Annotated in this window: 15 protein-coding genes; 2 read left to right on the forward strand and 13 right to left on the reverse strand. The window is 75.1% G+C overall.

The window, feature by feature from the left end; translation table 11 throughout:
- Window positions 1-9: 9 nt before the first annotated feature.
- The 8 genes from ACF3NH_RS06605 to ACF3NH_RS06640 all read right to left on the reverse strand — a co-directional run bounded on the left by ACF3NH_RS06605 (window position 10) and on the right by ACF3NH_RS06640 (window position 9,448).
- On the reverse strand, window positions 10-1,221 hold the full coding sequence (locus tag ACF3NH_RS06605; protein WP_198367092.1) for a glycosyltransferase: 1,212 nt from the start codon (window positions 1,219-1,221) through the stop codon (window positions 10-12).
- Complete coding sequence (wecB, locus tag ACF3NH_RS06610; protein ID WP_422922297.1) at window positions 1,221-2,354, reverse strand: non-hydrolyzing UDP-N-acetylglucosamine 2-epimerase; 1,134 nt, start codon at window positions 2,352-2,354, stop codon at window positions 1,221-1,223. The genes ACF3NH_RS06605 and wecB overlap by 1 nt, the downstream gene beginning before the upstream one ends.
- Entirely contained in the window at window positions 2,351-3,595 is a 1,245-nt protein-coding gene (locus tag ACF3NH_RS06615; RefSeq protein WP_422922298.1) for a glycosyltransferase family 4 protein, read from the reverse strand. Before ACF3NH_RS06615 ends, wecB begins: the two co-directional genes overlap by 4 nt.
- Window positions 3,596-3,599: 4 nt before the next feature.
- A complete protein-coding gene (locus ACF3NH_RS06620; protein ID WP_232477213.1) occupies window positions 3,600-4,826 on the reverse strand; it encodes a DegT/DnrJ/EryC1/StrS family aminotransferase in 1,227 nt (408 codons plus the stop codon).
- Between the two features lie 71 nt (window positions 4,827-4,897).
- The gene (locus ACF3NH_RS06625) at window positions 4,898-5,521 is read right to left on the reverse strand and encodes a sugar transferase (protein ID WP_422922299.1); all 624 of its coding nucleotides are present in this window, start codon (window positions 5,519-5,521) and stop codon (window positions 4,898-4,900) included.
- The gene (locus tag ACF3NH_RS06630) at window positions 5,514-6,737 is read right to left on the reverse strand and encodes an O-antigen ligase family protein (RefSeq protein ID WP_422922300.1); all 1,224 of its coding nucleotides are present in this window, start codon (window positions 6,735-6,737) and stop codon (window positions 5,514-5,516) included. Before ACF3NH_RS06630 ends, ACF3NH_RS06625 begins: the two co-directional genes overlap by 8 nt.
- Entirely contained in the window at window positions 6,734-7,627 is an 894-nt protein-coding gene (locus ACF3NH_RS06635; RefSeq protein ID WP_198367089.1) for a hypothetical protein, read from the reverse strand. The genes ACF3NH_RS06630 and ACF3NH_RS06635 overlap by 4 nt, the downstream gene beginning before the upstream one ends.
- Window positions 7,628-7,729: 102 nt before the next feature.
- Window positions 7,730-9,448, reverse strand: a complete 1,719-nt coding sequence (locus tag ACF3NH_RS06640) for a heparinase II/III domain-containing protein (RefSeq protein WP_232477212.1) — start codon at window positions 9,446-9,448, stop codon at window positions 7,730-7,732.
- A 215-nt stretch (window positions 9,449-9,663) separates the two neighbouring features.
- Here ACF3NH_RS06640 and ACF3NH_RS06645 point away from each other — a divergent pair, with 215 nt between their 5' ends.
- Window positions 9,664-12,396 (forward strand): SLBB domain-containing protein, encoded by a 2,733-nt coding sequence (locus ACF3NH_RS06645; protein ID WP_422922301.1) that lies wholly within the window; start codon window positions 9,664-9,666, stop codon window positions 12,394-12,396.
- Window positions 12,397-12,400: 4 nt separating this feature from the next.
- Here the strand turns inward: ACF3NH_RS06645 and ACF3NH_RS06650 are convergent, their stop codons facing one another.
- Window positions 12,401-13,300: a DMT family transporter gene (locus ACF3NH_RS06650; RefSeq protein WP_422922302.1), complete on the reverse strand. Its 900-nt coding sequence runs from the start codon at window positions 13,298-13,300 to the stop codon at window positions 12,401-12,403.
- A 206-nt stretch (window positions 13,301-13,506) separates the two neighbouring features.
- Between ACF3NH_RS06650 and ACF3NH_RS06655 the strand changes: the two genes are divergently transcribed.
- Window positions 13,507-14,748, forward strand: a complete 1,242-nt coding sequence (locus ACF3NH_RS06655; protein WP_422922303.1) for an ABC transporter substrate-binding protein — start codon at window positions 13,507-13,509, stop codon at window positions 14,746-14,748.
- On the opposite strand, the gene ACF3NH_RS06660 is transcribed toward ACF3NH_RS06655, so the two are convergent.
- The 4 genes from ACF3NH_RS06660 to acs all read right to left on the reverse strand — a co-directional run bounded on the left by ACF3NH_RS06660 (window position 14,738) and on the right by acs (window position 19,253).
- Window positions 14,738-15,463 carry a glutathione S-transferase family protein gene (locus ACF3NH_RS06660; RefSeq protein ID WP_422922305.1) on the reverse strand — a complete coding sequence of 242 codons (726 nt, stop codon included), beginning with the start codon at window positions 15,461-15,463 and terminating at the stop codon, window positions 14,738-14,740. The two genes, ACF3NH_RS06655 and ACF3NH_RS06660, sit on opposite strands and share 11 nt — an antisense overlap.
- Window positions 15,464-15,467: 4 nt before the next feature.
- Complete coding sequence (locus ACF3NH_RS06665) at window positions 15,468-16,286, reverse strand: MBL fold metallo-hydrolase (RefSeq protein ID WP_232477211.1); 819 nt, start codon at window positions 16,284-16,286, stop codon at window positions 15,468-15,470.
- 32 nt (window positions 16,287-16,318) lie between these two features.
- On the reverse strand, window positions 16,319-17,200 hold the full coding sequence (locus ACF3NH_RS06670; protein WP_422922306.1) for an aldose 1-epimerase family protein: 882 nt from the start codon (window positions 17,198-17,200) through the stop codon (window positions 16,319-16,321).
- 118 nt (window positions 17,201-17,318) lie between these two features.
- Window positions 17,319-19,253: an acetate--CoA ligase gene (gene acs / locus ACF3NH_RS06675; protein ID WP_422922307.1), complete on the reverse strand. Its 1,935-nt coding sequence runs from the start codon at window positions 19,251-19,253 to the stop codon at window positions 17,319-17,321.
- Window positions 19,254-19,433: the final 180 nt, after the last annotated feature.

Genomic DNA, 19,433 nt, shown 5'->3' on the forward strand with positions numbered 1-19,433 from the left:
CGCGCGCCATCAGCGCGGCAGCGGCGCCAGGCGGTGGTACAGGCGGACCAGCCGTTCCGCCTCGCCGGCCCAGCCGAAGCGGCCGAGCGCCGCCTCGCGGCCGCGCGCGCCCATGCCGGCGCGCAGCCCGGGATCGGCCAGCCGGCGCACGGCGGCGGCGATGGCCTCGGGGTCGGCGGTGTCCACCAGCAGGCCGCATTCCGCCTCGCGCACCACCTGGGCCACCTCGGTGGCGAAGGCCGGGGCGATCACCGGCAGGCCGGCCAGCATGCAGTCGAACAGCTTGTGCGGCAGGGCCAGGCGGTGGTTCTCCACACCCGGCTGGAACAGCACCAGGCCGATGTCGCAACGCGCCGCCTCGGCCAGCGCCTCGCCATGCGGCAGCCAGCCCCGGCGGGTGACGCGGGCGGCGAGCTCGAGCCGCTCGGCGCGGCCGGCGAAGGCGGATTCGGAGCCGTCGGTGAAGCGCCCGACCAGGGTCAGCCGCGTGGAGGCCGGGCAGAAGGCCAGGCAGTCCAGCATCTCCATGGCGCCCCGGGCGCGGCCCAGCGCGCCGAGATGCACCAGGGTGAGCGGCCCGGCGCGATGCCGGCGCGGCGTCACCTGGCTGGCGCGGGCGTAGTTGCGCACCGGCACGATCCGCTCCGGCGCGGCGAAGTCGCCGTCGAGCCCGTCCTTGGCCACGACCACCGCGTCGGCCCGGCGCGCCATGGCGCGGCAGGCGCCCCGGATGGCGGCGCGCGCCAGGGGCGCCAGCAGCGGGCGGAGCAGGCGCGGCAGGCGGTGGTCGAGCCGGGAAGGATAGTGCTCATGCACGTCCAGCACCACGCGCGCGCCGTTGCGCCGCGCCGCCAGGATCGCCGCCAGCCAGGCATCGGGCTCGCTGGCATGCAGCACGGCGGCGCCGCTGTCGGCGGCGCGGCGGGCCAGGGCCGGGATGTTGCGCAGCCGCCCGAGCCAGCCGGCGGCGCGGCGATAGGGCGCGATGGCGACGCCATGCCGTGCCTCGCCACCGACCGCGCCGGCGGCGGCCGGGCAGATATGGCGCACCCGCCAGCCGGCCGAGACCAGGGTGGCGCCCTCCTTGCCGACGACGCGCACATCGGCCGGCGGATGCGCCGCCGAGAGCATGCAGACCAGGGGTGGCGGCAGGCCGGGGGGCATCATCGTCACGGCGGCGGAGGCCGCGGGCCGTGCCGCCGGGGCGGCTCCATCGGGCATCAGGCGGCCCTCCCCAGCGGGGTGGGCAGGACCTCGGCGAGATGCGCGGCCATGCGCCCGCCCGCCCGGCCATCCCAGAGCGGGATCGGCCGGGCGCGCGGCCAGGCGCCGGCCAGCACCGCCGCCACCGCCTCCGGCAGGTCCCGCGGCGTCACCAGGCGGTTGCCGCCGCGCTCCAGCGTCACCGGCCGCTCGGTGGAGGGACGCAGGGTCAGGCAGGGCAGGTCGAGCCCCGCCGCCTCCTCCTGCACCCCGCCGCTGTCGGTGGCGGCGAGCCGGGCGCGGGCCAGCAGGCCGAGGAAGTCGAGATAGCCGAGCGGCGGCAGGTCCAGCACGCCCGGCGGCCAGGCGAGGCCGAAGGCCCGCATCCGCCCGCGCGTGCGCGGATGCACCGGCCAGGCCAGCGGCAGGCGCGCCGCCGCCGCGCCCAGCGCCGCCAGCAGCGCCGCCAGCGCCGCCGGATCGTCCACATTGGCCGGGCGGTGCAGGGTGACGACGCCGTAGAATCCCGGCGCCAGTCCGCCCGGCAGGGGCCGCGCGCGGGCGGCGGGCAGGCGGGCGAGCAGCGTGTCGATCATCGCGTTGCCGACCGCCCGCACCGCGCCCGGCGCGTGGCCCTCGGCGAGCAGGCGCTCCGCCGTGGCGTGATCGGGCGCCCAGAGCAGGTCACTGACGGCATCGACGGCGCGGCGGTTGATCTCCTCCGGCATGTCGCGGTCGCCGCAGCGCAGCCCGGCCTCGAGATGCGCGACGGGGATGCCCAGCTTGCGGGCGGCCAGCGCGGCGGCCAGCGTGCCGTCGACATCGCCGGCCACCACCACCAGGGCCGGCCGGCGCGATTCCCAAAAGGCGGCGCAGGCCATCAGGGTGCGGCCGGTGGTTCCGGCATGGCCGCCCCCGGCCGCGACACCCAGGTCGATCTCCGGCTCGGGCAGCCCGAGATCGGCCAGATGCGCGCCGAACATCGCCGCGTCCCGGTGCTGGCCGGTGTGCAGCAGGACCGGGCGGCAGAAGGCCGGGCGGGCGGCCAGGGCGTGCCAGAGCGCCGCCAGCTTCGGCAGGTTGGGCCGCGCGGCGGCGACCAGGTGGATCTCGGCCATCCCGGCCAGGGAGGTGGCAGCGGGCCCGTTCATGCCGGCACCAGCGCGCCGGCCGGCTCCGCCCGCACCGCGCCCTCCACCGCCTCGACGAAGCGCGCCGCCAGCAGGCGCCGGTCCCATCGCCAGACCGCCTGGGAGCGCGCCGCCCGCCCCATCTGCCCGCGCAGCCCGGGATTGGTCACCATCCAGAGCAGGGCATCGGCCAGGCCGCCGGCCTCGCCCGGCGGCATGGCGATGCCGCAGGGCCCGTCGGCCAGCAGGCGCGCGGCGCGGCCGGGCAGGTTGGAGACGACGGGCAGGCCGGCGGCCAGATAGTCCATCAGCTTGTTCGGCGCGGTCAGCTCGGCGAATTCCGGCACCGGCGCCAGGCAGTGCAACCCGACCTGGCAGCCGGCGAGCAGGCTGGCCAGCTGCCGCTTGGGCAGCGGTGGCAGGAAGCTGACATTGTACAGCCCCCGGTTCATCACCTCCTCCTGCAGCCGCGCCTTCTCCGATCCGTCCCCGACCAGCAGCAGGCGGATGCGCAGCTCTCCCCGGGCGCGCAGGATCGCCGCCGCCTCCAGCAGCTGCTCCAGCCCGTTGGCGCGGCCATGCGCCCCGGCATAGACCGCCAGCATCTCCCAGGGCGCCGCCTCGTCCGGCCGCCAGGCGGGGACATGCGGGCCGAACAGGTCGAGGTCGCAGCCGTTCGGCACCACGTGCAGCCGATCCGGCGGCGTGCCGCGGGCGCGCGCCGTCTCTGCCATGCCCTCGCTCAGCGCCACCACGGCGGCCGCCTGCCGGCAGGCGGCATTCGCCAGGTGCTCCATCCCGGCCAGGGCCCAGCCGGGCACGCCGCCGAGGGCGCGCGGCAGCTCCGGCCAGGGGTCGCGCATCTCGTAGACGAAGGGCGTGCCGCGCAGCCGCCGCGCCAGCAGCGCCGGCAGGGTCACGGTGAGCGGCGTCGAGCTGGCGATCACCAGGTCCCACCGCCCGGCCACAGCGAGCCGGCCGGCCTCGGCGGCATAGCGCAGGAAGGCGCCGCCGCGGGCGCCGAGCCCCTGCGCGTTGCCGCAGGGAATGTCGTACTCGACCAGCCGCAGCCCCTTCACCTCGCCCTCCCGCCGGCCATGGCGGAAGGCGCCCTCGAGGCCGGTCTCGGCGCCGGCATAGCGGCCGCAGGCGATCGTCACCGCGTGGCCGCGCGCCTGCAGCGCCCGGGCCATGGCGTGGCTGCGCGTGGCCGTGGCGCCGGCCGGCGAGGAATAGTGCTGGTGCAGGTAGAGAATTCGCATCGGCTCAGGTCCGGAAGCAGCCGCGGATGACGGCGATGACACGGTCCTGCTCGGCGGCGGTCATCGCGCCGCTCGGCAGGCAGAGGCCGCGCTCGAAGAGGCGGCCGGAGACGCCGGCGCCGTGGCAGCGCGCGCCGCGGAAGGCGGGCTGCATGTGCAGCGGCTTCCAGACCGGGCGGCTCTCGATGTTCGCCGCCTCCAGCGCCCGCCGCACCGCCTCGCGCGAGGTGCCGGAGCGCAGCGGATCGATCAGCATGACCGAGAGCCATCGGCTGGAGCGCGCCCAGTCCGGCTCCGGCATGAAGCCGACGCCCGGCAGGTCCGCCAGCGCCCCGGCGTAGCGGGCGAAGACCTGGCGGCGCTCCGCCACCCGCGCTTCCAGCGCGCCGATCTGCGCCAGCCCGACCGAGGCCAGCACCGAGGACATGCCGTAGGAATAGCCGGTGGTCTCGTGCTGGTAGTGCGGCGTCGCCTCCTTGGCCTGGGCGGCGAGGTGGCGGGCGCGGGCGATCAGCGCCGGCTGGTCCGAGACCAGGGCGCCGCCGCCGCCGGCGGTGATGATCTTGTTGCCGTTGAAGGAGAAGGCGGCGAGCGCCGCGCCCTTGCCCACCGGCCGGTCGCGGTAGCGCGCGCCCAGCGCCTCGGCGCTGTCGCAGAGCACCGGCACGCCCCAGCGGCCGCAGATCGCCAGGATGGCATCGAGGTCGCAGGGCTGGCCGTAGAGATCGACCGGCACCACGGCGCGCGGCAGCCGGCCGCGCCGCGCCGCCTGGATCAGCTGCTCCTCCAGCACCTCGGGGTCCATCGTCCAGCTGTCCGGCGAGACATCGAGGAAGCGCGGCCGGGCGCCCATCTGCACCGCCGGGGCGATGGTGGCGACGAAGGTGAGGCTCTGGGTCCAGACCTCGTCGCCGCGCTCGACGCCGAGCACGCGGTAGCCGAGGTGCAGCGCCGCGGTGCCGGAGGCGAGGGCCGCGGCATGGGCGAAGCCCGCCGCCTCGGCCACCGCCTGCTCGAAGGCCTCGGGCACCGGGCCGGCGGGCGCGATCCAGCCATCCGTCAGGGTGCGGCTGAGCACCGCCAGCTCGCCGCCCACCAGACTGGGCGGCGACAGCAGCAGCCGCTCCCGCGGGGCCGCCAGCATGGCCGTGCGGCGCGGGAAGAAGAGCACGCCCGGGGGGCCCGCCGGTGCGGCATCCGTGCTGTCATTGGCGGCTTTGGCGGAGGCCATGGGGGGCAGGCTCACCCTTTTGTGAACGCAACCCTAACCAATCAAATCCTGTGAGATTCAGCAATGGATAATCAACCTGAGGTTTGTAACCTTTGTTTCGCTTCCGCCTCGGCCACCGTTTCGAACCGCGGCATGCTGGCATGGCCCGGCGCGGTCACGCCGCGGCCACGCAGCAGCACGCCCAGCGTGCCGAGCAGGGCGCGCAGATCGCCCAGGGCAGTCACCCGGGCGGCATAGCGCGCATCGCGCTCCAGCCGCTCCGGCCAGGGCACGGCGTTGCGCCCGGCCGCCTGCGCCGCTCCGGCCAGGCCCGGCCGCACTCCCAGGCGCAGGCGCTGCCGCGCGGAATAGAGCGGCGTATAGGCCGGCGGCAGCGGGCGCGGCCCGACCAGGCTCATCTCGCCGCGCAGCACGTTGACCAGTTGCGGCAGCTCGTCCAGCGCCGTGGCGCGCAGCCGGCGGCCGAAGGAGGTCAGGCGTTCGGCGTCCTCGCCCGGGCCCTCGCGCATGCTGCGGAACTTCAGCAGGGTGAAGGGCCGGCCGCCGCGCCCGGCCCGCTCCTGCCGGAACAGCACCGGCCGGCCGAGCGCCAGCCGCACCGCCAGCGCGGTGCCGAGCAGGAAGGGCGAGAGCAGCAGCAGCAGCAGCGCCGCCGCCAGCAGGTCGACCGGGCGCTTGATCCAGGCTTCATACACGTCGTGCCACCATCCCGAGGGAAAGCGTGAGGCCGAGGGCGAACCAGACCATCCGGTTGCCGAGATCGGTCGAGACCATCGCCGCCATCGCCACCGGCAGCACCAGCGCGGTGACGCGGGCGACACGCTGCGGCGCGGCGTGGCGGCTGCGCACCAGCAGCAGCAGCCCGGCGCCGCCGAAGCAGAGCAGCCAGAGCAGCAGCCCCGGCAGGCCGCCCTCGGCCAGCGCCTCCAGCGCATGGTTGTGCGGGTAGAGGCCCCGCCGCTCGCCATGTCCGGCGGCGATGGTGAAGCCGCCGGTGCCGAGGCCGAGCGGCAGCGTCGCCCCGCCCCAGTCCAGCGCCGCGCGCCACAGGGCGGGGCGGGCCGAGGCCTCCATGCCGCCCTCGGTGAAGCGCTCCAGCGTGCGCAGCCCTTCCATCGCCGCGCCGTCCAGCAGCAGGACGGCGAGGCCGAGCGCGCCGGCCAGCCCGGCGGCCGCGGTCCAGGCCAGGGCGGCGCGGGCGCGGCCGGCGGACCAGCAGCGCAGCGCGGGGGTCAACAGCACGGAGAGGCCGAGCGAGAGCAGCGCCATGCGCCCCCCCGGCAGCAGCGCCGCCCCGGCCAGCGCCAGGGTGAAGCCGGCCCAGAACAGCCGCCCGCCCCAGCCCGGCGACTCGACCAGCCGCACCGCGCCGAGGCCGGCGGCGCAGGCGATGGCCTGGCCGGCCAGCTGGTACTGCACCCGCAGCAGGTCGGGATTGGCGCCGGCCACGCCGCCCAGCACCACCTGCCCGGTGGCCAGTCCGAAGGCGACCGAGGCGGCCACCAGGGGGCCGATCATCAGCGTCGCCCCGGTGAAGAGGCGGCGCGCCGGCGCGTCCGCCCCCACCGCCAGGCCGGCCAGCAGCATCACCGGCCCGACCAGCACGATGTCCGGCAGCTTCGCCGCCAGGACGGCGCCGCTGGCGCTCCACAGCCCGGCCAGCACCAGCCAGAGCCAGAGCATCCCGACCGCCGCCAGCGGCGGCCCGAGCAGGGGATGCAGCCGCCAGCGCCGCGTCAGCAGCAGCAGGGCGAGCGCCGGCAGCAGCAGCGCGGCGGCGAGCAGCGTCAGGTCGAGCGGCAGGGCGGCCGCCAGCGGCGTGCCCTTCAGCGCCCCGGCGAAATGCAGCGCCGCCGCCGCCGCCCCGGCAAGGCTGCCGAGCGCGGCGCTGTCGATGCGGGGCGGCGTCACTCCGCCGGGTCCGGCCGCCAGCCGCGCCGTGCCTCCCTCCGGGGCCCCATCCGGCGCTCCGCCGGGCCGCCGCGCAGCAGCACCAGGCAGGCGCCGAGGAAGAGCCAGGCCATCGGGGCGGTCAGCAGCAGCAGCAGCAGCAGCAGCGGCCGGTTCGGCTGCGAGGGGCGCAGCTCGACCAGCGGGCCGGAGACCAGCCGCGCCGCCACCGAGCGATCCGCCGCCAGCACCAGGGCGGCGCGCTGGTGCTGCGCCAGGAGCTCGAAGAGCGGCGTGCGGAGATAGATGTCGCGCTCCTCCGCCAGCCGCGACTCCAGCGCCGCGACCCGGCGGCGGGCCAGGGCGAGCAGGTCCTCGCGCACCCGCGCCTCGGCGAAGTCGTGCAGCCGCGCCAGCGCCTCCAGCGCCGCCTCGCGCCGGGGGTGGGCGAGTTCCAGCGTCCAGGTGACGGAGGCGAGCGACTGGGTGACGGACAGGCCCCGCTCCAGCCAGCGCAACGCGTCATCCGCGTCCGGCGGCCGGTCGAGGCCGAGCGCCTGGCGCAGCGGGGCGAGCGCGCCGCCCTCCCGCGCCGCCGCCAGATCGGCCAGCAGGCCAGTGTCGCGCGCCAGCATGGCGGCGGCCTCGGGACTGCGCAGCGCGGCGAGGTAGACGGCGAAATTGCCGCCCGGCCGGGTGTCGAGCAGGCTGCCGGGCGCCAGCGCATTGGCCGAGATCAGGCTGGAGGTGGCGATGCCGGTGGTCTCCGCCGGCGCCACCACCGCCTCGGCCACATAGGCGCGGGGCCAGGCCAGGATCGTCGCGACGCCCGCCGCGATGGTCAGCAGCATGGCCAGGGCGAGCCAGCGCCACAGCCGGCCGATGCCACGCAGGAGCTGGTCAAGCGGCATCGCGGCTCATAACCCTGCCCGTGCGATGGCCCACAACCCTGCCCGTGCGATGGCCCACAACCCTGCCCGTGCGATGGCTCACAACCCTGCCCGTGCGATGGCTCACAACGTCACCCGCGTGACGATGCGCGAGACCGGCGCCGCGGCATGCACCGCCAGGACCCGGCAGGGGCGCACCACCCCATAGGCCGGGCTTTCCCAGCCCTCCTCCTCCACGAAGTGGAGCGGGGCATCGGCGGTGACGCGCAGCAGCGCGGGGCCGGTCACGCCCTCGGGCATCAGCCGCCACGCGCCGGGCCCCAGCCGCCAGCGCAGCGTCAGGCTGCGGAACCGTCCCCCCACCTCGTCGATGATGCGCCATTCCCGCCCCATGACGGCGACACGCCGGGCATGGCGCCGGCCGCGCCGGTCGCGTGACAGGGCGCCGTCCGGCAGCGGCCGCAGCCAGGGCCAATGGGCGTAGAGGAAGCGGCCGGCGCGCGGCATCGGCTCCTGCCCGTCGAACAGGATGCTGTTATGGGCGCGGGCGGAGGGGAAGTGGTCGAGCCACCATTCCTGGCCGGGGGGCGGGTTGTAGGCGCCGGTTCCCGCATCGGTGAGCAGCGGGCGGTCGCCGTGCCACAGCTCGAAATGCAGCAGGTCCGACTGTCCGGGGCGGAAGTGCAGCGGCCCGGTGCGCAGCAGGCCGCGCGCCCCGGCCTCGGCCCAGCCCATGCTGCCGCTGGCGGTCCAGCGCGGGACCGGCGGCATGGGCGCGCCTTCCGGCAGGTCGAGCCAGCGGCAGCCCGGCTCGGCGGCGAAGCCGGCCGAGGCTCCGGCGAAGAGGCGCATCGCCCGCTCGACGCTCCCGCGCGCATCGGCGGCGCCGCCCAGCGCCAGATCGGCGAAGGCGGAGCCGTCCTGATGGCCGAGCGCCGGCAGCGCGCCCCCCGCCGCGACCAGCCGCGCCAGCCAGTGGGCGGCGGCGGCGGCGCGGGCCGGCACCGGCGCGGGCAGCGGCGGCCGGCCCAGCCGGAGGCGCAGCACCTCCAGCACGGAGAGCGTGTCCAGCAACAGGCGGTGATAGCCGGTGGAATGCTGCGCGAAGCCGCCATCCGGCGCCACCAGCCGCGCCACCGCGCGGGCCAGGGCGGCCTCGCCCCGCCGCGCCAGCTCGGCCTCGCCCAGCAGCCAGCCGCAGGCCAGCAGGCCCGCGGGTTCGCTGATGCTGTGGTTGTTGTCCTGCGCGCGGGCATAGGCCGCGGTCGCCCGGATGCGGTGGGCGTGCAGCGCGAGCAGCCCGCGCGCCGCCGGGGAAGGATCGGCCTCCGCCCCGGCCAGCAGCAGGGCCAGGGCGAGGTGCAGCGCGCGCAGCGCCGCCTCCTGGCCGCAGGCCCAGTTGGGGCCGCGATAGGCCGGGTTGGCCGCCTGCCAGGCGGCCAGGCGCTGCTCCAGCCGCGCCAGATGCCCCTCCTCCGGCCAGAGCCGCGCCGCCTGCACCAGCAGTGGCGCCCAGGCCAGCCGGTTGGCCTCCCAGACGGGGCGGATATCGCCCGCGCCGAACAGGTCCAGCGCCAGTGCCGGCGTGGCGCCGTCGAAGGGGCCGTGCGGGCCGGCGGAGGGCAGGGCCGCGAGGGCGGCGCGCAGGCGGGCGGGCCAGCCCGGCATCGGTCCTTCAGCCAGCTCCGGTGCCGGGCGCAGGCAGGTCTCCGGCAGGAAGGCGCCGGTCACGGCCGGCCGATCGGCCAGGGCGCGGGCCGGGCCGCCGTGCAGCCGGCCCAGGCGGTACAGGGCGTAATGGGCGAGCGCATGCGGGCCGAGCCGGAGGGCGGCATCGAACAACGCGAGGTTGCTTAATCTGGGCGAATTGCGCGCTTGGATCGCCATCGTCATGCTGATAAACCATTGGTCACGATTTTGCGAGCGAGCTTTTAACCTCCACCGCTACCGCCACGGTGCTCCAGGACTTGCCGCCTTTCCTTTCCCCCGCCGCGCACCCGCCTTCCTCCGCCACCGTCCTCCGGCGGGGCGGCCGCCTGATTCTCGCCGGGATCCTGATGCTGCAGGCGGGCGGGGCGGGGGCGCAGGCGCCCGGGTTCGCGGCGCCTCCGAACGGGCCGCCGGGCGGGCAGGTCCCGAGTCCGCTGCTCTCGCCCCCCAGCCTGCCCAGCGTGCTGCCCGGCGGCATGCCGCTGCCGAGCCTGCCGCCGGCGATGCAGCAGGACATCCTGCAGCGCATCCTGGAGGCCTCGGGCGGGGGGCGCGCCCCGCCGCCCGCCGCCCCGCCCCCGGCGTCCCCCGCCGCGTCCGCTGTCGCCTCCCCCGTCCCGCACGCCGCCTTCTCGCCGCCGCCGGCCGCCGAGTCGCTGTCGCACACCGAGGCCTTCTACGCCGCGCGGCTGGAGGCGCCGCTGCGGCAGTTCGGCTACGACACCTTCCGCGAGATCGCGGCCGCCCCGCCGTCGCCGGCCGCGGTCGGCGGCCTGCCGGACGACTATGTCCTCGGCCGCGACGACGAGGTGCTGATCAGCATCCGCGGTCGCACCCGGCAGAGCCAGGCGCTGCGCGTCACGCGCGACGGCACGCTGCTACTGCCCGACCTGCCGCCCTTCGCCGCCGCCGGGCGCACGCTCCGCGAGTTGCGCGCCGACATCGAGGCGCGGGTGGCGCGCGAGCTGGGCGGGTCGGAGGCCTATGTCTCGGTCGGGCAGGTGCGGCAGATCGGCGTCCTCGTCGCCGGCGAGGTGGTGCGGCCGGGCCTGCAATCCCTGCCCGCCATGACCTCGGTGCTCGATGCGCTGGCGCAGGCGGGGGGCGTGAAGCGCACCGGCTCGCTGCGCGCCATCCGGGTCGACGGGCCGCGCGGCAGCCGCGTCATCGACCTCTACGCCGTCATCGGCACCGAGCCGGGCATGCCGGACCTGGCGCTGCGCGAGGGCGAGCGCGTGGTGGTGCCGCCGCTCGGCGCCACGGTCGCCGTGGGGGGCGAGGTGACGCGGCCGGGCATCTACGAGCTGCCGGCCGGCGCCGCCAGCGCGCCGCTCGAGGCCCTGTTGCGCCTCGCCGGCCAGCCGCTGCGGCCCGCCGGCAACCGCTTCCTGCTGCAGGGCACCGACAGCGCCGGCCGACGCAGCTACGCCGAGGCCGGCGCCGCCACCCGGCTGCGGCGCGGCGACACGCTGCTGGTGCAGCCGGGGGCCGATGTCGCCGCCGGGCAGATCCGCCTCGCCGGCCATGTCGCCACGCCGCTGACCCGCGCCGCCACCGGCGCCGCCCTCTCCCGCCTGCTCGCCGATCCGCGCCTGGTGAAGCCCGATCCCTATGTGCGGCTCGGCGTGGTCTGGCGGGTGGACGCGGCGACGCGGGTGCGGCGCTTCCTCGGCTTCGATCTCGGCCGCGTGCTGCGGCGCCAGGCCGACCTCAAGCTGGAGGAGAGCGACGAGGTCATCCTGCTCTCCCAGGCCGACGTGCTCTGGCTGGCCAGCCCGCCGGTGCAGCGCGCCCTGCGCGGCGAGGCCCCGGCCTCGGCGCTGCCGGTGGCCCTGCCCGCCGCCGCCGGGGCCTTCCCTGGCACTACCGGCCAGGGCGCGCCGCCCGACACCGCCTGCCCGGCGCTGCAGACCCTCTCCGTCGCGGCGCGCTCCTCGCCGGCGCGCTTCGCCCATGCGCGCGGCGCCGGCTTCCCCGACCTCGGCGCGCCGCCCTGCCCGCAGCTCTTTCTCGACTATCCGGCGCTGCTGCCCTTCCTGCTCGACCAGTCGGTGCTGATCTCGGGCGAGGCGCGGCTGCCCGGCCTCTATCCCATCCTGGACGATACCGGCCTCGACCAGGTGCTGGCCGCCGCCGGCGGCGCCACCGACACGGCGGACCTCTCGGCGGTCGAGCTCTCACGCGAGCCGCTGGAACAGGCCGGGGCGATCCCGCTCAACCGCCTGCTGCTCGATCTGCGCAGCGGCAATTTCGCCGCCATCCGCCTCTCCCCACGCGACGCCATCCGCCTGCCGCGCGGCTTCGGCGACCGCGACAGCGGGCCGGTGACGCTGGTCGGCGAGTTCATGCGGCCCGGCACCTACGACATCCGCCGGGGCGAGCGCTTCTCCGAGCTCATCGCCCGCGCCGGCGGCCTCTCGCCCCAGGCCTATCCCTACGGCGCCGTCTTCACCCGCGAGAGCGTCCGGCAGCGGCAGCAGGACGGCTTCGCCCGCACCGCGCGGGAGCTGGAGCAGAGCCTGATCCAGGTGGCGGCGGGGCAGGCGGTGGCCGGCAGCAAGGCGGGCGGGCTCGACCTCGGCGGCGCCATCACGGCGGGGCGGGAGCTGGCGGGCTCGCTGCGCGAGGCGCGGGCGGCCGGGCGCATGGTGGTCGAGGCCAATCCCGTCATCCTCGCCGCGCGGCCCGATCTCGACGTCCTGCTGGAGCCGGGGGACCTGATCGCCATCCCGAAGCGGCCGAACGAGGTGACGGTGGTGGGCGCGGTGCTAAACCCGGGCAGCCTGCAGTTCTCCACCGGCTGGAAGGCGGCCGATTATGTCCGCGCCTCCGGCGGGGCGCAGCGCTTCGCCGATGGCGGGCGCGCCTTCGTCGTGCTGCCGAACGGCCAGAGCGTGCCGTCGGGGATCGGCTCCTGGCAGGGCGGCGGGCCGCCGATCCCGCCGGGCAGCCTGGTCGTCGTGCCGCAGGATCCCTCGCCCTACGAGACCTGGGGCTTCATCCGCGACCTGACGCAGACCCTGGGCCAGATCTCGATCAGCGCCGCGGCGCTCTCGGTGATCGCACGCTCGTCGAAGTAGGCCCTTACGCCCTCTCCTGGTGTCGCAACCGCTGCTCGCGCAGGAAGATGAACAGCCCGGCGCCGACGATGACGGCGGCACCGGCCAGGGTCAGCGGGCCGATCACCTCGTCGAAGAACAGGTAGCCGAAGAGCATGCCCCAGAGGATCAGCGTGTACTGGTAGGGGACCACCACCGAGGCCGGCGCCAGCCGCAGCGCCTGGTTGACGCAGAGATTGCCGCAGAGCGAGCCGAGGCCGAGGAACAGCATCAGCGCCAGGTCGAGCGGGCCCGGCGTGGTCCAGCCCTGCGCCAGCGTCAGCGCGGCGCCGAAGGCGAGGGCGGCGAGGAGCTGCGCCGTGATCAGCACCGTGCCCGGCGTGCCGGCGAGCTTGCGGGTCATGACCAGGAAGCAGGCATAGCTGAAGCTTCCGGCCAGCGCACAGACGGCGCCGAGGGAGAGCGAGCCGGGCGAGGGATGCAGCGCCAGCACCACGCCGCCGAAGCCCACCGCCACCGCCGTCCAGCGCCGCCATCCCACCCTCTCGCCCAGAAGGAAGGGCGAGAGGGCGGTGACGTAGATCGGGCCGGCCATGTAGTAGGTGATCACCTCGGCGAGCGGCAGGCTGCCGATGGCCCAGAAGAAGAGCGACGTCTCCAGGGTCGAGAACAGGACGCGGAGCAGTTGCAGACCCGGCCGCGGCGCCGAGAGCAGGCCGAACAGGCCGATGCGATGGATCTGCGGCGCCATGCAGCACAGGCCGGAGATGCTGCGCACCAGCAGAAGCTGGCCCACCGCGTAGCCGCCGACCAGCCATTTGCCGAGCGTGTCGTTCACCGCGAAGAGCAGCACGCCGAGCAGCATCATGGCGATGCCGCCGGGCGCGCCGGCGGGCAGCAGGCCCGGGCGCGGGATTGCGGTCATGGCGAGGCTCCACCCTTCCGGCCCTTCTTGTCCCGCAGCGGGAGCGGAGCCAGGCCGCAGCACTAGCCGGGCGGGGCGGCGCGGCCTAGGCCGGATCGACATCCGCCCCATCCGGTGCGGGCTTGCGTCGCCAGGCGAGACCTTTGCATCATGCGGCGAAGCGGCCCCGGCGAGACGGGCCGGCATGGCATTCTTGGAGAGAACGGATGAGGAAGTTCAGCCGCCGCGACCTGATGGTCGCGGGCGCCGCGCTGCCCGCATTGGCGGCCCTGCCGGGGCGCCCGCGCGCGCAGGGCGCGGGGCGGATCCTGAAGATCGGCGTGCTGGCGGATTTCTCCGGCCCCTATCGCGACACCTCCGGCCCCACCTCCGTCGCCTGCGCCCGGCAGGCGGTGGCCGATCTCGGCCTGGAGGCGCGCGGCATCACCGTCGAGATCCTGCAGGCCGATCATCAGAACAAGGCCGATGTCGGCCTCGGCATCGCCCGTCGCTGGTTCGACCAGGACGGCGTCGACGCGGTGACGGAGGTGAACAACAGCGCCGTCGCGCTGGCCGTCGCCAACCTGGCGCAGGAGAAGGACAAGGTCGTGCTGGCCTCCGGGCCGGCCAGCGCGGTGCTGACCGGCCCGCAATGCACCACCAACCTGGTGCACTGGACCTACGACACCTGGATGTGCGCCAACGTGGTCGGCAAGGCGGCCGCCCGCGCCGGCGACGACAGCTTCTTCTTCCTGACCGCCGATTACAGCTTCGGCCATCAGCTCGAGCGCGACACGGCGGCGGCGCTGCAATCGGCCGGTGGCAAGGTGGCGGGCAGCGTGCGCTTCCCCTTCCCCGGCACCACCGACTTCTCCTCCTACCTGGTGCAGGCGCAGTCCTCCCGCGCCAAGGTCGTGGCGCTGGCGACGGCGGGGGCGGACACCGTGAACTGCGTCAAGCAGGCACAGGAATTCGGCCTGACGCGGCGGCAGAAGATGCTCGCCCTGATCGCCTTCCTCTGCGACATCCACGCCATGGGCCTGCCCGCCGCCCAGGGCCTGCTGCTGAACGAGGCCTTCTACTGGGACCTGAACGACCGCACCCGCGCCTTCCTGAACCGGGTGAAGGACAAGGTGCCGACCAACTGGCCCAACCAGGAGCATGCCGGCACCTATTCCGCCGTGCTGCACTACCTGAAGGCGGCCTCGGATCTCGGCGTGGCGCAGACCAGGGCCTCGGGCCGCGCCGCCATCGCGCGGATGAAGGCGATGCCGACCGATGACGACTGCTTCGGTCCCGGCACGCTGCGCGCCGATGGCCGCAAGATCCACCCGGCCTATCTCTTCCAGGTGAAGCGGCCGGAGGAGAGCAAGGGGCCCTGGGACTACTACAAGCTGGTCGGCACCGTGGCGGCGGAGGAGGCCTTCCGCCCGATGGACCAGGGCGGCTGCCCGCTGATCAGGGCATAGGGCCGCCCTGTCCGGGCGCCGCCGGCACGTCGAAGTGCCGGGCCCAGGCCGCCCCCGCCCGGGGCCGCAGCGCCACGGCGCGGGCCAGGGCCTGGATCGCCGGCGCCTCGCGCGGCATCCAGGCCTCGGCCCCCATCCAGCGCGACATCACGGCGAGCGGGATGTCGGCCAGGGAGAAGCGCTCCCCCAGGATGAAGGGGTCCGGCCGTGCCTCGCGCGCGATCAGCCGCCACAGCTCCTGCGCCATGCTCACGGCGCGCGCGCGGATCGCCGGCGCATGCGCCGGATCGTCGCTGAAGCGCTCCGGATAATCGGCGCGGGTGACGCAGGGATAGATCTCGGCGGCGGCCAGCGTCATCCAGCGCAGCGCCGTGGCGCGGGCGGGGTCGGTGGCCGCCGGCAGCAGCCCTGCCTCGGGGTGCCGCGCCTCCAGCGCCAGCAGGATGGCCAGCGACTCGGTGACGACGGTGCCATCGGGCAGGATCAGGCTGGGCACCCGGCCCATCGGGTTGATCCGCCGGTAGGCGGCATCGAGCTGCCCGTCCCGCTCGATCGGCACGGGGCGGAGCTCGGCCTCCCGGCCCATCTCCGCCAGGGCGATCTCGACGATCGCGCCGCCCGAGCGGCGGTCGGTGTAGAGGACGTATTCCATGCCGCCAGCCTGCCAGCCGCCCCGGCCGGGCGCGATGCACGCCTGCGTGCGGATCAGGGCCAAGGGGTCAGGGCCAGGGGCGCTGAAGGGCGGCGATGTGCCGTCCGATCGAGGCCCTCACCGCCTGCTTGCCACCGGTGGGGATGACACGGCCCCAGAAGGCGCCATGCACCGATTCGAAGGACCAGGGCTCCAGCGCCGTGCCGATGCCGCGCACCGCCGCCTCCCCGAGCGGGACAAGGTTCGGGTAGCTGCGCATGAAGCCGAGATGCCGCCGGTCGGCCACCACCTGCAGGATGTCGCCGGCCAGCAGGGCGCCACGCCCCTCATTGGCCTCGGCGGCGTGCAGCACCGTGCCGCCGGGAAAATGCCCGCCGGCGCGGATCAGCGTGATGCCGGGGGCGATGCGCCGCGTCTCGCCCTCCCAGAACAGGATCTCCGGGCCCGGGCGCATCACCCATTCACGGTCGGCGGCGTGCAGGTGGATCGGGATGCCGCCGAAGGCGCGGCTCCATTCCAGCATGGTGGTGTAGTAATGCGGATGGGAGATGGCGATGGCCGAGAGGCCGCCGAAGGCGCGGATCAGCGCCACCAGCGTCTCGTCCAGGAAGGCCACGCAATCCCAGAGGATGTTGCCGCCCGCCGCGCGCAGCAGCAGCGCCCGCTGGCCGATGGCGAAGTCCGGCGTGCAGCCGAGGCCGAGCAGCCCGTGCTCCAGCTTCAGCACCGGCCGGTGGTGCCGCGCCAGCGTCTCGGGGTCGGTCCAGCCCTGGCCGGTCTCGGGGATGAACTGCCGCTCGTCCTGGCAGACCGGGCAGGTCAGGGGCGGCGCCTCGCCGGGCGGATACTGCGTGCCGCAGGCGGTACAGATGAAGGCGGTCGCCATCCTCGCTTCTCCCCTCGGGTCTGCCTCGCCGCTCAGTCGAGCGCCACGCTCCAGGCCAGCCGCCGGCTCTCGCCGGGCGCCAGCAGCATCAGCCCGGGCTTGTCCACGAAATCGCCCTGCCATCCCTCCGGGCTGGCCATGCCGTACCAGGGCTCGATGCAGAGGAAATCGGCACCCTCCGGCTTCGACCAGAGGCCCAGGTCGCGATAGCCCTCCCAGGACAGGGTCAGCCCGCGGCCCGGCGCCTCGAACCGGATGGCGCGGCTGGCGAGGCGGGGAAGGATCAGCGCATCCCCGGCGAAAAGGTCCGGCGAGAGCGGCCAGACCCGCTCCGCGAAGGGCGGCGGCTCCGGCTCCGGCCGCAGCAGGCCGTCGCGCAGGCGGCGCAACGGCCCGGCCTCCGCCCGCTCCAGCACCAGCCGGTGCGCCGCCTTCTCCGCCGGCTTCTCCGCGGGGCCGTGCGGCAGCGGCCAGCGGAAGGCCGGATGCGCGCCAAGGGCGCAGGGCAGCGGCTCGGCCCCGGGATTGGAGAGGATGGCGGTGACGGTCAGCCGGGGCCCCGCCAGGGCGTAGTCCAGCTCCAGCACGAAGCCGAAGGGAAAGGCGTCGCGGCTCGCGGCGTCGTCGGTCAGGCGCAGGCGGCAGCGGTCCGCGTCGCGCCGCACCCAGGCGAAGCGGCGGTCACGGGCGAAGCCGTGCTGCGTCAGCCGGTGCTCGCGCCCGGCATGGCGCAGCCGGTCCCCCGCCAGCCGGCCGACGATCGGGAACAGCACCGGGGCATGGCGGCGCCATTCCGGCCCCGCCTGCCAGAGCCATTCGGCGCCGCGGTCGTCGCGCAGGCTGGTCAGCTCGGCGCCCAGCGCGCGGATGCCGGCCGAGAAGCCGCCCGAGGCGATGACATGGTGCTCCGTCACGCGCCGGCCCGGCGCGGCGACAGGGGCCTGCGGGCGCTTCCCCGCCCGGCCGGCCATCCCCGGCAGCGGACCGGGGGGCGATCCTGCTCCATCACGCCCTTCCGGTCCCCGCGCCGCCTCATCCCACCCGGTTGCCGACCAGCTCCTCGACCACCGTCGGATCGGCCAGGGTGGAGATGTCGCCCAGGCTGTCCGTCTCGTTCGCCGCGATCTTGCGCAGGATGCGGCGCATGATCTTGCCCGAGCGCGTCTTCGGCAGGCCCGGTGCCCACTGGATGGCATCCGGCGAGGCGATCGGGCCGATCTCCTTGCGCACCCAGACCACCAGCTCCTTGCGCAGGGCCTCCGTCGGCTCCTCGCCGGAGACCAGCGTGACATAGGCGTAGATGCCCTGCCCCTTCAGCTCATGCGGCATGCCGACCACGGCGGCCTCGGCCACCTTGGGATGGGCGACCAGCGCGCTCTCGATCTCGGCCGTGCCCATGCGGTGGCCAGAGACGTTCAGCACGTCATCCACCCGGCCGGTGATCCAGTAGTAGCCGTCCTCGTCGCGCCGCGCCCCGTCGCCGGAGAAGTACTTGCCGGGGAAGGTCGCGAAATAGGTCTGCTTGAAGCGCTCATGGTCGCCATAGACGGTGCGCATCTGCCCGGGCCAGGAATCGAGGATCACGAGGTTGCCCTCGGTCGTGCCCTCGAGCAGCGCGCCGTCATTGTCCACCAGCGCCGGCTGCACGCCCGGCAGCGGCAGGGTGGCGGAGCCGGGCTTCAGGTCCACCGCGCCCGGCAGCGGCGCGATCAGGATGCCGCCGGTCTCGGTCTGCCACCAGGTGTCCACCACCGGGCAGCGCTCGTCGCCCACCACGCGGTAGTACCAGAGCCAGGCCTCGGGGTTGATCGGCTCGCCCACGCTGCCGAGGACGCGCAGCGACTGGCGCGACCACTTCTTCACCGGCGCCTCGCCCTCGCGCATCAGCGCCCGGATGGCGGTCGGCGCCGTGTAGAAGATGTTGACCTTGTGCTTGTCCACCACCTGCCAGCAGCGGTCGACGCCCGGCCAGTTCGGCACGCCCTCGAACATCAGCGTGGTCGCGCCGTTCGCCAGCGGGCCGTAGACGATGTAGCTGTGCCCGGTGACCCAGCCGACATCGGCGGTGCACCAGTAGACCTCGCCGGGCCGGTAGTCGAAGACCAGCTCGTGCGTGAAGCTGGCCCAGACCATGTAGCCGCCGGTGGTGTGCAGCACGCCCTTGGGCTTGCCGGTGGAGCCGGAGGTATAGAGGATGAACAGCGGGTCCTCGGCGTTCATCGGCTCCGGCGCGCAATCGGGCGAGGCGGCCTCGCAGAGGGTGTGGAACCAGTGGTCGCGCCCCTCCTGCATCGGCACCTCGCCGCCGGTGTTGCGCACCACGATCACGTCGCGGATCGTCGGGCAGTTGCGCAGCGCCTCGTCGGCATTGGTCTTGAGCGGCACCTTGCGGCCGCCGCGCCGGCCCTCGTCGGCGGTGATGAGCAGCGTGCTCTCGCTCTCCTGGATGCGGGTCGCCAGGCTGTCGGGGGAGAAGCCGCCGAAGACGATGGAATGCACCGCGCCGATGCGCGCGCAGGCCAGCATGGCCACCGCCGCCTCGACGATCATCGGCAGGTAGAGGGTGACGCGGTCGCCCTTCCTGACGCCGAGATCCTTCATCGCATTGGACAGGCGGCAGACCCGCTCGTGCAGCTCGCGATAGGTGACCCTGGCGTCGGAGTCCGGGTCGTCGCCCTCCCAGATGATCGCCACCTGATCGCCGCGCGCCTCGAGGTGCTGGTCCAGGCAGGCGGCCGAGGCGTTCAGCACGCCGTCCTCGAACCAGCGGATCGAGACCTCGCCCTCGAAGCTGGTGTTCTTGATCTTGGTGGGCGGGGTCATCCAGGGAATGCGCCGCGCCTCCTTCCGCCAGAAGGACTCGGGATCGCGCGCCGCCTCCTCGACCATGGCCTGGCGCCGGGCGGCATCGGCATGCGAGCGCTTCGCCAGTTCGGGCTGCACCGGAATCACGCTGTGATCCGTCATGGGTTCCTCCGCTCGGGCGGCCTTGGGCAGGAAGCGGGGCCGCGATTGCCGTCCATTGGGGCAAGTGGGCGGGGGCGCCGTCAAGGTGAAGGGGCGGCGCGCGGGTGAAAACACCGGCGGGCGGGGAGCGGGGCGAGGCCCAGTCGGGGCGGTCCGAACGGGCTTCCGTCCTCCGGCGGG

This window comes from Pseudoroseomonas sp. WGS1072, from assembly GCF_049340465.1.
Lineage (GTDB): Bacteria > Pseudomonadota > Alphaproteobacteria > Acetobacterales > Acetobacteraceae > Pseudoroseomonas.